General features: G+C 68.9%; 13 protein-coding genes and 1 tRNA gene. 7 read left to right on the forward strand and 7 right to left on the reverse strand.

From position 1 onward, the window contains the following. Positions 1-6 precede the first annotated feature (6 nt). Positions 7-786 (forward strand): phosphate ABC transporter ATP-binding protein PstB, encoded by a 780-nt coding sequence (gene pstB / locus FQ377_RS04340; RefSeq protein ID WP_148599957.1) that lies wholly within the window; start codon positions 7-9, stop codon positions 784-786. Here the strand turns inward: pstB and FQ377_RS04345 are convergent. From FQ377_RS04345 to FQ377_RS04355, 3 genes are all read right to left on the reverse strand, one after another. Next, a complete protein-coding gene (locus tag FQ377_RS04345; protein ID WP_148599958.1) occupies positions 783-1,799 on the reverse strand; it encodes an inorganic phosphate transporter in 1,017 nt (338 codons plus the stop codon). The two genes, pstB and FQ377_RS04345, sit on opposite strands and share 4 nt — an antisense overlap. Continuing rightward, the gene (locus tag FQ377_RS04350) at positions 1,800-2,417 is read right to left on the reverse strand and encodes a DUF47 domain-containing protein (RefSeq protein ID WP_148599959.1); all 618 of its coding nucleotides are present in this window, start codon (positions 2,415-2,417) and stop codon (positions 1,800-1,802) included. 204 nt (positions 2,418-2,621) lie between these two features. Further along, entirely contained in the window at positions 2,622-3,269 is a 648-nt protein-coding gene (locus tag FQ377_RS04355) for a hypothetical protein (RefSeq protein WP_148599960.1), read from the reverse strand. A 156-nt stretch (positions 3,270-3,425) separates the two neighbouring features. Here FQ377_RS04355 and FQ377_RS04360 point away from each other — a divergent pair. The 6 genes from FQ377_RS04360 (at position 3,426) to FQ377_RS04385 (ending at position 7,859) form a co-directional block, all read left to right on the forward strand. Beyond that, a tRNA-Lys gene (locus tag FQ377_RS04360) sits at positions 3,426-3,499 on the forward strand. Positions 3,500-3,755: 256 nt separating this feature from the next. After that, positions 3,756-4,379 carry a hypothetical protein gene (locus tag FQ377_RS04365; RefSeq protein ID WP_148599961.1) on the forward strand — a complete coding sequence of 208 codons (624 nt, stop codon included), beginning with the start codon at positions 3,756-3,758 and terminating at the stop codon, positions 4,377-4,379. A 124-nt stretch (positions 4,380-4,503) separates the two neighbouring features. Then, complete coding sequence (locus tag FQ377_RS04370; RefSeq protein ID WP_148599962.1) at positions 4,504-5,757, forward strand: endonuclease/exonuclease/phosphatase family protein; 1,254 nt, start codon at positions 4,504-4,506, stop codon at positions 5,755-5,757. A gap of 239 nt (positions 5,758-5,996) precedes the next feature. After that, entirely contained in the window at positions 5,997-6,224 is a 228-nt protein-coding gene (locus FQ377_RS04375) for a hypothetical protein (RefSeq protein WP_148599963.1), read from the forward strand. Between the two features lie 184 nt (positions 6,225-6,408). After that, entirely contained in the window at positions 6,409-7,140 is a 732-nt protein-coding gene (locus FQ377_RS04380) for a hypothetical protein (RefSeq protein WP_148599964.1), read from the forward strand. Beyond that, positions 7,137-7,859: a hypothetical protein gene (locus tag FQ377_RS04385; RefSeq protein WP_222861829.1), complete on the forward strand. Its 723-nt coding sequence runs from the start codon at positions 7,137-7,139 to the stop codon at positions 7,857-7,859. The genes FQ377_RS04380 and FQ377_RS04385 overlap by 4 nt, the downstream gene beginning before the upstream one ends. A 298-nt stretch (positions 7,860-8,157) precedes the next feature. Here FQ377_RS04385 and FQ377_RS04390 read toward each other — a convergent pair whose 3' ends face one another. Genes FQ377_RS04390 through FQ377_RS04405 form a run of 4 tightly spaced genes read right to left on the reverse strand, consistent with a single transcriptional unit; the run spans position 8,158 to position 12,374 of the window. Then, positions 8,158-8,436, reverse strand: coding sequence for an HPr family phosphocarrier protein (locus tag FQ377_RS04390; RefSeq protein ID WP_148599966.1), 279 nt, complete (start codon positions 8,434-8,436; stop codon positions 8,158-8,160). 52 nt (positions 8,437-8,488) lie between these two features. Next, a complete protein-coding gene (locus tag FQ377_RS04395) occupies positions 8,489-10,591 on the reverse strand; it encodes a PTS fructose transporter subunit IIABC (protein ID WP_148599967.1) in 2,103 nt (700 codons plus the stop codon). After that, positions 10,591-11,610, reverse strand: a complete 1,020-nt coding sequence (locus FQ377_RS04400; protein ID WP_148599968.1) for a 1-phosphofructokinase family hexose kinase — start codon at positions 11,608-11,610, stop codon at positions 10,591-10,593. The genes FQ377_RS04395 and FQ377_RS04400 overlap by 1 nt, the downstream gene beginning before the upstream one ends. Next, entirely contained in the window at positions 11,607-12,374 is a 768-nt protein-coding gene (locus FQ377_RS04405; protein WP_148599969.1) for a DeoR/GlpR family DNA-binding transcription regulator, read from the reverse strand. The genes FQ377_RS04400 and FQ377_RS04405 overlap by 4 nt, the downstream gene beginning before the upstream one ends. Positions 12,375-12,527: the final 153 nt, after the last annotated feature.

Here is a 12,527-nt window from a genome sequence, read left to right on the forward strand (position 1 = left end):
GAAGCAATGTCCAAGCGAATCGACGTCAAGGACCTCAACGTCTACTACAGCAAGTTCCTCGCTGTGGAGGATGTGAACATCTCCATCGAAGCCCGGTCGGTGACGGCGTTCATCGGCCCCTCGGGCTGCGGTAAGTCGACCTTCCTGCGCACCCTGAACCGGATGCACGAGGTCATTCCCGGCGCGCGGGTGGAGGGAGAGGTGCTGCTGGACGGCGATGACCTCTACGATCCCGCCGTCGACCCCGTGACCGTCCGCGGGCAGGTCGGTATGGTCTTCCAGCGCCCCAACCCGTTCCCCACCATGTCCATCCGTGACAACGTCCTCGCCGGGGTGAAGCTCAACAACAAGCGGATCAGCAGGTCCGATGCGGACGCCCTCGTGGAGAAGTCACTGCGCGGCGCGAATCTGTGGAACGAGGTCAAGGACCGGCTGGGGCGCCCGGGCTCGGGACTGTCGGGAGGTCAGCAGCAGCGACTGTGCATCGCGCGCGCCATCGCGGTGTCGCCCCAGGTGATCCTGATGGACGAGCCGTGCTCGGCCCTGGATCCCATCTCCACGCTCGCCATCGAGGATCTCATCAACGAGCTCAAGGCGGACTACACGGTGGTGATCGTGACCCACAACATGCAGCAGGCGGCGCGCGTGTCGGACAAGACTGCGTTCTTCAACATCGCCGGTACCGGCAAGCCCGGAAAGCTGATCGAGTACGCGGACACCACCACCATCTTCAACAAGCCGGTCCAGAAGTCGACGGAGGACTACGTCTCGGGCCGCTTCGGCTAGGACTGGAGCAGGGGGCTCAGGGCGAGGAAGAGGACGGCACCCAGCAGTGCGGTCGCGGGGACCGTCCCGAGCCAGACCAGCAGGACCCGGACCACGCGGGGGCGGCGGACGGAGGCGAACGGCTGGTTGGCGCCGGCCCCGACGATCGCCGAGGCCATCACCTGCGTGCCGGACAGCGGCAGGTGCAGGACGATCCCACTCACCAGGAGCATCGCCGAGCCCACGCCCTGCGCGGTGGAGCCCCGCATGGGGTCGATGTGCACCAGGCGATGCCCGAGCGTATGGGTGATCCGCCAGCCGCCGAAGAGGGAGCCGGCGGCCAGCAGGAGGGCGGCGAACACCTGGACCCACATCGGGATGCCCACGCCGTCGGCAGAGCCCGTCCCGATGAGCGCCAGGAGGATCACCGCCGTGGTCCGCTGGCCGTCCTGCAGGCCCTGGCCGAGCGCGAATACACCGGTCAGGACGGCCTGCGCCATCCTGTTGCCACGATTGACCCGTGCGGGGGAGGCATGGCGAAGCAGCCACGTGGCAGGGAACACCGCGAGGTAGGCCAGCAGGTAGGCGATGACCGGGGCCAGCAGGAGTGGCAGGATGAGCCTCAGGAGGAAACCCTCCGGAGCGCCTTCCATCGCCGGCCCACTCGTGAGGCGGGAGGCGATTCCCGCGCCGACGATCCCACCGAGCAGGGCATGGGTCGACGACGACGGCGTGCCCCGGTACCACGTGAGGACATTCCAGCCGGATGCCGCGACCACCGCGGTCAGCAGGATCGCCAGTCCGTTGGTGCCCGGGGGCAGGCCTCGGGCGGCGCCGACGAAGAACACGGCCAGCGAGGTACCCAGCAGGGCGCCCAGGAGGGCGAACAGAGCTGCGAGCAGGACGGCGACGGTCGGCGCCAGCGCCCGCGTGCGGACGGCTGCCGCCACCGAGTTCGAGACGTCATGGAAGCCGTTCAGGAAGGCGAAACCGCCTGCGGCGACGATCACCGCGCCGAGGAGGAGGGGCTCCACCTACGATTCCTTGACGAGGATGCTGCCCACCTGGGTGGCGACCCGCCGGATGTCCCGGGTGACGTCGACCAGCTGATCGGCCACGTCCCGGTGGCGGAGGTAGACGGGGGGCTTGTGATCGTGGAGCAGCTCGGCGCACCAGCTGCGATGCGTGCGTTCGGCCCGCTTGGCCAGCCGGAGGATCTCGATCCAGTACTCCTCGAGGTCCTCCATGGAGTTCAGCTGCTGCATCGCCACCATCGTCAGTTCCGCCTGCCGGTTGATGACCTCGAGCTGGTCGGTGGCCCGCTGGCTCAGCGTGCTCAGCCGGTACAGGGCGATGAGTTCGCCGGCCCCGTCGAGCTTCTCGATCGCCTCGTTCAACAGGCGCGAGAGGGAGTACAGGTCCTCGCGCGGCAGCGAGTTGATGAAGGAGGTGCGCATGGAGGTCAGGAGCGCGAAGTGGAGATCCGTCGAGGCGGACTCGTGCTCGTGGAGTTCCTCGGAGAGGCGGTCGTACTCCTCGGTGGTGGCTCCGAGAAGGGCGGACATGGTCCCCACGCCGAGTACCAGCTGACGGGCCATGCGCGAGAGCAGCTCGGGTCCGGCGTTCTCCTGGGGGAAGAGGCGTAGTCTCACGGATTCTTCCTCGAGGGTGCGGGCGCACCGATGTCCATCACACCGGAATGCGGAGGGCATAATAGTGGCGCCGAACCGGGAGCGCCTCTCGGCGGAAGGCCGCTCGAAGCGGCTGGGTTTTGAAGCCCGGGGGTTCCACGGCTCGACGCCGGGTTAAGTCTTGCCGTCCCCGCCGCAACTGTCAACCGCCACACGCGCGGTGGTTCAGTCGAGCTCCCCACGCCGCCAGGATGCCGCCGCGTGCTCGAGGTCCTCGGCCGTCCTGACCAGCTGGCTGGAGCTCCGCGTCAGTTTCGAGGCGTGCGAGCCGTTGCCGGAGTCGGCGCCGTCCGCGTGATTCGCCTGGCCGAGGGCCACCACCCGGCAGAAGGCGGCGAAGCGTTCCAGCGCCACGTCGAACTCGCCGTCGAACGCGCCCGAGAGGATGGTGTCGGCCATGGAGGTCATCTCCGCCGCGCCGGGCGGCTCGGCCGCACCGGCGACGACGTTGGAGACCTGGGCGATCTCCTTGCCGGAGGCGAAGAACGCCGCGATGCGCTCCGGATTCTGCTGCGTGGCTGCGCGCAGGGCATAGAGGCGCCACAGCGCACCGGGAAGGGAGCGGGCCGGGCTCTCGGCCCACATCTCCGCGATGGCCTCGAGGCCCTGCCGGTCGGCGAGCTCGACCAGGCGGCGTGTGATCTCCGGGTCGTCGGCGTCGCGTCCATGGTGCACCAGGGCGTGCGCTGCCATGTGCGCTGCCTCGGAGACACGTGATGGATCGACTCCCCCCGCGAAGACCTCGAAGTCCGCCGGGGCGAATGGCTTCGGTTTGTGGGGCCGTGGGCTCTTGCTCGTGTAGTCGCCGTCCATGGGATGAACGATACTCCTGGCCTTTCCGGGGCCGATAGACGGGGCGGCCGGTGGGGAGCCGGCGCTGGCCCGGGTGGTGTGGTGATTGCGCTAAAGTGATGGGGTTGTCGCCGCGGAGCCGCGCCCGGCGGGTGCTTCCCGGGGCGGCAGCTGCAGGGGCCCTTAGCTCAGTTGGTTAGAGCAACGGACTTTTAATCCGTGGGTCGTGGGTTCGATCCCCACAGGGCCCACCGAGACAGCGGGAGGACCCCGGCGGGTGTCGGGGTCCTCTTCCCGTCCGGCGCCCGGTTCTCCTCGGGACGACTCGCCGGTTTTCCCTCGCCGCCCCTCCGCCGGACCTCGACCGACGGAATGGACGAGCGCCCGACTCAGGCACGTACATGTGGGTGGGTGAATTCGTTGCCGGATCGGGGATTGACTCGCCGGGCCCACTCGTTTGCACTGGTAGGAGAGCCCCGGCCGTGCCGGCCGGGCAAGGAGGAAGCCATGGATGTCGTCGCCCTGCTCGGGATCATCTCCGCCTGCCTGGTCGTCGCGGCAGGCACCGCGGTCACCGCATGGCGTGTCGATGTCCTTGCGCGAAGCGGCGGCGGCACCGACGACTACTTCTGGGTCGCCTTCGGCGGGGTCGTCGTCGTCGCCGGGGCCGGCGCCGTCGCAGCAGCTCTCGGCGGCCTCTGGTCGGCAGCGGCCACCGCAGCCGTGGCTGTCGCAGCGGTCACCGGATGGGTCTGGCGCCGCGAGCGGGCACGGCGCGTGAAGGCCGACGTCGCGGCGCGGACCACTGCATGGTCCCAGTTGCTCAGCCGCCACGACGCCGTGGCCCGGCACTGGGCCGACTACGACCTCGATCCGGCGAAAGCGATCGATCACCCCGAGATGCACGACCCCTCCCATCCGGCAGCGCGGCGCGTGGTCCACGCACTGCGGGACGCGGAGACGGAACGTGATGCCGGGTCCGGATCACCGACGGGGTGGCCGGGCAACCTCACCGGCTACACCGAGGCCGTGCTTCGGGTGGAGCACGCCTTCGCGGAGTCGGAACGGGAGGTCGGTGTCCTTCGGACCACTCGTGTGCCCCGGCACAGGGACGGTCCGGGTCGAGCCTGAATCGTTACCGGTGGATCCCTCCGGAAGGTGCCACCTCACCGGTAGAATTTAAGTTTCCAAAGCGAACCATTGGTATCCTCCGATCCGAGGCCGCCGAGCGCACATCGAGGCCTGGAAGGATCCGATGCGAGTCCTCGCCTCATGCACGGCCGGCCTGCTGGTGGTCTCGCTCCTCCTCGGCGTCGCACCGGCTGCCCTCGCGGACCACGGGGACGAAAAACGTGCACTGATCGCCTCCAGGGCCCAGGCGAGCAGCCAGAGCGCCAGATTCGCGACGTTCACCACCGGACTGACCCGCCCCGGCGCAGGTGAACTGGTGCAGGAGCTCAGCGGCTCCGACAATGCGCGTGCGAGGGTGAGCGCGGAGATCCTGCAGACCGTCAGACCGGACGTGGTCCTGCTCGGCGGCTTCGACAACGAACCCGGCTCGGCCGCGGTGGAACTGTTCTACCAGAACTATCTGCGCGTCGGTCAGAACGGCAAGGATCCGCTCGACTACCCCTACGTCTATTCGCCCTCCTCCAATGCGGGAGTGCCGAGCGGGTTCGATCTGGACAACGACGCCGGCATCGACGGGCCCGGTGACGCCCTCGGGCCCGGTGCGTTCCGGGGTCAGGACGCCATGGTCCTGTTCTCGAGGTACCCCATCCAGACGGACGCCGTCCGTACCTTCCGGAACTTCCTGTGGAAGGACATGCCCGGGGCGCGCCACGACTCGGCCACCACACAGGACGGGGACTGGTACTCGGCCGACGAACTGGCGGTGCTGCCTCTGTCGAGCACCTCCCACTGGGACGTCCCGGTCGTGGTGGCGGGCCGGACGGTGCACGTGCTCGCGAGCCACCCGGGCGCCCCGGTCGCCGGCGGATCAGCAATCCAGCGCGCGCGCACCGGCGACGAGATCCGCTTCTGGTCCGACTACGTCCGCGGGGCCTCCTACGGTTACGACGACGACGGCGCACCGGGCGGCCTGAAGCAGGGCGAACGATTCGTCGTCCTGGGGGACCAGAACATCGATCCGCTCGACGGCGGCGCGGCGGCGACCTCGATCAACCAGCTCCTGGACAGCAGCCTGGTGCAGGACCCCCTGCCGTCCTCGGAGGGGGCGGTCGAGGCCGCGGCACTGCAGGGCGGGGCGAACGCGACCCACCGAGCGGACCCCCGGTTCGACACCGTGGACCTCGAGGACCAGGGAGCGGGTAATCTGCGCGCCGACTACGTGCTGCCGTCGAGGACGCTCCGCGTCTCCTCCTCCGGCGTCTTCTGGCCACGGGCCGGCCTCCCGGGATCCGAGCTGACGGGTATCCTTCCCTTCCCCGCGAGCGAGCACCGCCTCGTCTACGCGGATGTGGTGCCGCGGGACGCCCGGCCGCGATGACCACGCCTATGGGTGCTGCCGGGGGCCGGGCTGCCCTTGTCGCCCTCGGCGGGTGGGTGTAGCGTCGTTCGGCATGAGGACACTTCTGTTCCAGTAATCGCGGCCCACGCCACGATCAGCGCCACTTGTCGATCACATCCATCCAAGCGCGCCCACAGAAGTCGTCCGACCACTCTCGCGGAAGAACCTCAGTCCTGCGTCGGTCGCGGGCCCTTCCATGGGCCACCGAAAGGAACACCATGACCAGGAACGACGACCGATCCGCAGCAACCGGTGGTACCGACGAATCCACGACGGCCGCGGGGGAGACACCCGCGAGCAGTGTGCAGGACGACCCGCGCGCCCGGCTCGCACTCGCCAGGAAGAATCATGCTGCCAATCCCACGGCGGCCACGGGGGCCGGACACGTGAAAGCGGCGCAGCAGAGTGCCAAGCAGGGGAAGCAGGAGAGGAAGGTGCGGTGGTGATCTCCATCCCGCCATGTGTGCCCGGGCTGCCGTGAAACCAGCCTGGGACAGAGCGTCCGTAGAATAGGACGGCTGTGAAATGGAGCTGGCTCCGCGTTCTGCGTATGGGGGAATCGCAGAAATCGGAGCCAGCGATCCAAGTATACTTCTACACGAGACCGAAAAGTCCAATCGAAAGGCGTTGATGGCCGTCACAGCCAGGGCATTCCAGCTGTGGCGTATGCGGATCGCCCCACACGACAGTGTCTCCGACGTCTGCAGGATCGCTGACGTCAAGCGGTCCACCCTCGCCCAGCAGCTCGTCCGCGGCAAGGTCTCGGTCCCGACCATCATCTCCATCGCCCGCGGGTACGGGGTGTCGGTCGTGGATGCGCTGTCGGAGTTCAACGGCTTCGAGGACCTCCCGGCGGGGCTCACGGAGCCGACCGACGCAGAGCTGCTCAGCCAGGTGTCGCATATCGACATCCTGCGCCTCCTCGTGGCCCGGAGCGAGGCGCAGGAGAGCGGGAGCGAGAGCCCTCTCGATCTCGCTCCCTTCCCGCACCGGGCTTCGGTGCGGGCCTGGATCGAGGCCATCGATCCTGGCGATCTGCGCCAGCAGCTGGCCGGCAGTACCGGCGTGGCACGGCAGAATCTCTCGGCGCAGCTCACGGCCGGGCGACTTGCCCCCTGGATCGCCGTCCAGGCCGGTCGGATCGCCGGAGTCTCGCTGGCCAGCGGCCTGGTGGTCACGGGGCTCATCACCCCTGAGGAGGGCGGCTGGCCCGAGGACGGTCGGGCCCGCGCGTTGCGCGCCGTCCCCGATCTCGACCTCGTGCTCCTCGCCCGCGACCGGCTCGATGTCCTGGGTCGGCAGCTGAGGCGGACAGAGCTCGACGACGGTAGGGACCGTGCGATCTGGGAGAACCTCGGATGACCGGCATGACGATCCAGTGGGCGGCGCTGGCCCTCTGCGCAATGGCCGCAGCCGTGCGCATTCCGGGTGCTCTGCGGGGACACGGGCGGACCATGTGCGCGGCTCTCCTGCTCCTGACCCTCGCCGTCGGGCTGTCGATCGCGCCCGTCTACAATCCCGTGGATGCCCTTCTGGGTAGGTTCAACGGGGCCAATCTGCTGCTGCGCCTGACGCTGTACGCAGTCTTCGTCCTGCTCGGAGTTCGGGTCGCGGCCGCTTTCGCGTCGTCCCTGGCACGCCGACTGGTGGTCGGACCCTTCGGCCTGGCCATCCTCGGTCTGACCGTCGCAGCGACCCTGTACTTCTTCGTGGCGAGCGAACTGCCCTTCAGCTCCGTGGGTCTGGGTGCCTTCGAGGACCAGGCCACCGTCAGGGAGTACGCCGCCGTCGGACGGCTCTACCCGGGGTACGTGGCGGCGTGCATGGTGCTGCCGACGGGCCTGTCCGTCTTCGATCGACGATCGAGGCCGATCCACCGGGTGGCGGGTGCTCTGCTCTCCAGCAGCTTCCTGCTCGTGGTGGTGTTCGTGGTACTGCGGCTCACTCCCCTCGAGCTCCTCGACTGGAACGTCATCCTGCCGTTCTCTGCCATCGTGCTCCTGGTGCTGGGCCTGGGCCTCATCTGGCTGAGCCACATGATCGCGAGAAGGCATTCGGTGCAGGACAACGGGCTCTCCTGAGCGGTGCCGGTTCCCCGACCGCCGCCACGGGCGGCGCTCATTCTGATGGATCTGCTGGGACCAGCGCGCAGATGGAGACCGAATCGTGTCCTGTCGACGTTCACGTTTTCATGATGGTGTGCAAAAATTATGATTATGTAACTGCCGCAGACCGTGGGGGGTCAGCGGATCGTTACGACTGCATGCGGGGTGTGTCCATTAGAACGGGTGGACCCACCGTCCTGTGCTTCAGTGCTGAAGACACTGAGAAGGGCACCAGCCGAGGCGACTCGGATGGTGCCCTTCGTGGTTGCCGGTGCTATTCGGCGTCGTGGTCCGTCTCGATGATGCGGGCAAGGCTCTCGAGCGCACTATCCGCGCCGTCACCCTCGGCCCGCAGGACCACGACATCCCCGTGGGAGGCGCCGAGGCTCATCAGGGAGAGGATGCTCGAGGCGTCCATGGCCTCGTCCGCGGGCTCTCCCTCCATGGCGATGGTGACCTCGAGGGGGATCTCCCCCGCGGCCTCGGCGAAGATGGAGGCCGGTCGGGCGTGGAGCCCCACGCGGCTGGCTACGGTTGCTTTGCGTTCTGCCATGGGAGTTCCTTCTCATCGGGGGATTCTTCAGTACAGCCAAGCCGAACGGAGGTCAGGCCGCAACCGGTTCTGCGACGACGGTGGTCTTCCTGCTCGTGGCGAAGCGCTTGAGCGCGAGGACCGCGAGGGCGGAGACCACCGTGCCGACGAGGATCGCGACGACGAACATGGCGAAATTCCCGATGGCGAAGAAGACGAAGATCCCGCCGTGCGGTGCCTGCGAGGTGACGCCGGTCCCCATCACGATCGCCCCGGTCACCGCGGACCCGAGGAGGGAGGCGGGGATGACGCGCAGGGGATCGGCCGCGGCGAACGGGATGGCGCCCTCGGAGATGAAGGCAGCTCCCAGGAGCCAGGCGGCCTTGCCGTTCTCCCGCTCGGCAAGGCTGAACCGCCGCCGGTCGAGCAGTGTGGCCAGGGCCATGGCCAGCGGCGGGACCATGCCCGCGGCCATGACGGCGGCCATGATCTGCCACGGGGCCTGGTTGTCGATGGACCCGGCACCGAGTCCGGCCACGGCGAAGGAGTAGGCCACCTTGTTCACGGGGCCGCCGAGATCGAGCGCCATCATGAGCCCGAGGATGATGCCCAGGCCCACGGCGGCGGTGCCGGTCAGGCCGGAGAGCCAGTCGTTCAGACCCGCGGTGAGTGCCGCGATCGGGCCACCGAGCAGCAGGAACATGAGCCCCGAGGCCACGACGGAGGCCAGGAGCGGGATGATGACGACGGGCATGAGGCTGCGCAGCCAGCGGGGGACAGCGAGCCGCCCGATCATCATCGCGATGTAGCCGGCCAGCAGGCCGCCCACGATGCCACCGAGGAAGCCTGCACCCATGAAGCCCGCTACGGAACCGGCCACGAAGCCGGGGGCGATGCCGGGCCGATCGGCGAGGGCGTAGGCGATGTACCCGGCTAGGGCAGGGACGAGGAACCCGAGCGAGAGTTGCCCGATCTTGAATGCGACCGCTCCCAGGTAGGTGCCCAGGCCGCCGTCGGGCAGATTGCCCAGACTGTTCTCGAGCACGATCGTGTCCGCGGTCTCGGTGATGAGATACCCGCCAAGGAGGAATCCGATGGCAATGAGGAGTCCGCCTCCCGCGACGAACGGGATCATGTAGCTCACGCCGGTGAGCAGGGCACGCTTGAGCGTGCTGCCGATACCGTCCCTCCCGCCGTCGCCGTCGGGCTGCTCGGTGGCCGCGGTTCCGGAGACCGTGCGGGCCGTGGGATCCTGCGCGGCAGCAATCGCTTCGTCGATCATCTCGCCCGGCTCGTCGATGCCGCGCTTGACCGGTGCGGAGATGACCGGGAGCCCGGCGAAGCGCTGCTTGTCACGGACATCGACGTCGACGGCGAAGATCACGGCGTCGGCGGCCGCGATCACCGCGGGATCCAGCGGAGTCGCCCCGGAGGACCCCTGGGTCTCCACCTGCAGGTCGATGCCGCGCTCCTCGGCCGCTGCGACGAGGGAGTCGGCGGCCATGTAGGTGTGGGCGATGCCGGTGGGGCAGGCGGTCACCGCGACCAGGCGCCTGGTGCCGGTCTGCGTTCCGTGAGCCCTGTCGAGCGCAGGACCCGTGGCGTCGAAGCCGGTGCGCGAGGTGCCGAGCGTGGCAGCAGCCTCGCTCGCATCGGCGCCGGCGCGGCTCGTCGCCCCCTCCGACCCTGCAGCGTGCGCTCCTGCGCCGTCCGTCGGCGCGTCCCCGAGGCCGAGGGCCCCGTTGACGAGTGCGACGACGTCGGCCGGAGTCCGCGCGGCGCGCAGGGCCGCCGTGAAGTCCTTCCTGATCAGTGATCGGGCCAGCTTCGACAACAGTTTCAGGTGTTCCTGGTCGGCGCCGTCCGGTGCCGCGATGAAGAACACGAGATCCGCCGGTCCGTCCTTGGCCCCGAAGTCGACCGGCGGGGCCAGGCGGGCCATGGCCAGGGTGGGTGTCGAGACAGCTTTCGAGCGACAGTGCGGGATGGCGATGCCCCCCGGTACCCCGGTGGAGGTCTTCTCCTCCCGGGCGAGGGCATCGGCATACAGGCCGTCCACTTCCGTGGAGCGGCCCTGGGCGGCCACCTGTTCCGCCAGGTAGCGGATCACCGAGGACCGTTCCGCCCCCAGATCCCTGTCCAGAGCCACGAGCTCTGCCGTGATGAGATCGGACATCAGCGTTCCTCCTGTGCTGTGGGCCCCGAGCCGGGACCTGTATGGGCTTCGATCACGGGGAGGGTGATCGTGAGGGCGGTGATGGAGACTTCCGCCGGTGTTGTCTGTTCGAGAGATGGAACCGTGGACCCGGGCAGGGCCGCCGCTGCCGATCCGTGGGCGATCGCCTGGCGCAGGCAGTTCTCCGGGAGTTCGCCCGCGCTGTGCGCCAGCAGGTAGCCGGCCAGGGCGGAGTCTCCCGCGCCGACCGTCGAACGGGCCGTGACGGGCGAGTGCGTCCCGTGCCAGGCCCCCGCACTCGTGACGAGCAGGGCACCCCGGGAGCCCAGGGTGGCCAGGACCGCTCCGACACCCGAGGAGACGAGCACCGCGCAGGCGCTCGCGGCCAGCTCGTGGTCCTCTTCGAGATCGTGCCCGGTGCCGATGCCCGTCAGTTCCGCGAGTTCCTCGGCGTTGGGCTTGAGCAGATCAGGAGCGTGGAATCCCGTGGCGCCCTCGCTGAGGGGTGCGCCCGAGGAATCGATGGCGACGAGCGGAGCCGATGGCCCGTGGGCCTCCCGGACAGCGCCGATCACGCGGGTGTAGAAGGTCGGAGGGACACCGGGGGGCAGGGAACCTGCCAGTACCAGCCAATGTGCCCCTCCGCTCTCGGCGACGACGACGGCGAGGAGCTCGTCGAGCTGTGCACTCGAGAGCACGGGGCCGGGCTCGTTGATCTTCGTGGTCGTGCCGTCCGCCTCCGTGATGGCGGTGTTGGTTCGCAGGTCCGCGCCGATGGGCAGGTTCCTGAAGGGCACCGCCACGGTACGCAGGCCGGCGAGGACGGGGTCGTCGTCGTCTCCCGGCAGGACCGCCAGCGTGCGGACGCCGGACATCGCCAGCGCCCGGCTGACGTTGACGCCTTTCCCGCCCGCTTCCCGGCTCACGCGGACGGCGCGCTGGACGGCGCCGCGTTCCAGCGGTGCGTCGAGCTCGACCGTCCGATCGACGCTCGGATTGGTGGTCAGGGTGAGGATCACGCGACGATCACCTCCACATCGGCGTCGGCGAGGGCGGCCGAGAGGGGCTCCCGGGGTGCGCGGTCGGTGATGAGTACATCGATGTCCTCCAGGTGGGCGAAGCCGACGAGGGTCTCCTCGTCGAACTTGGACGAATCGGTCAGCAGCACCACGCGGCGGGCCGAGCGGATGATGGCCGTCTTGACGGCTGCCTCGTCCCCGTCGGGGGTGCTGAGCCCGAAGCCGGCAGCCAGCCCGTTGGCTCCGATGAAGGCGATGTCCGCCCGCAGCCGATCCAGGTGGGCGAGGGTGCCGCTTCCGACCGCAGCACTGGTCAGGGCCCGCACGCGACCGCCGAGGAGCTCCACTCCGAGGCCGGCCCCCGACAGGATGGCGGCGATCGGGAGGCAGTGGGTGACCACGGCCAGTTCGGGGCGGGATTCCTCCGCGAGCAGCGCGGCGAGTGCGCCGGTGGTGGTACCCGCGTCGAGTACCACGGCGCCCCGCTCCGGCACCAGCGCGAGCGCAGCCAGCGCGATGCGCTGCTTCTCGGCCTCGTGCCGGGAGGACCGGCTGGTGAGGCTCGGCTCGTTGGTCGTGGGGCTGCCACCGGCGATCGCTCCCCCGTGGACCCGGCGGAGGACTCCGTCGTTCTCGAGCAGGGCAAGGTCCCTGCGCACCGTCTCCCTGGTGATACCGAAGTGCGTGGACAGCCCGGCCACGGTGACCCGGCCATCAGCGGAGACGAGGTTGCTGATCTGCCGGTAGCGCTCCTCGGCGAACATGGGACTCCATTGCGGTCGGGCTGCGGAACGTCACGCCGCAGGATGTTGTTCTGTCTTTGTTTGGGTGACTTTATCTTTGCTTTTGGGCAGGGGTCAAGTGTGTTCCGTCACATTTCCGAGGCAGGGACGACCGGGGAGGGGCGATCGGAAATG

The sequence above is a fragment of the Arthrobacter echini genome, assembly GCF_008107445.1.
Taxonomy (GTDB): domain Bacteria; phylum Actinomycetota; class Actinomycetes; order Actinomycetales; family Micrococcaceae; genus Arthrobacter_D; species Arthrobacter_D echini_A.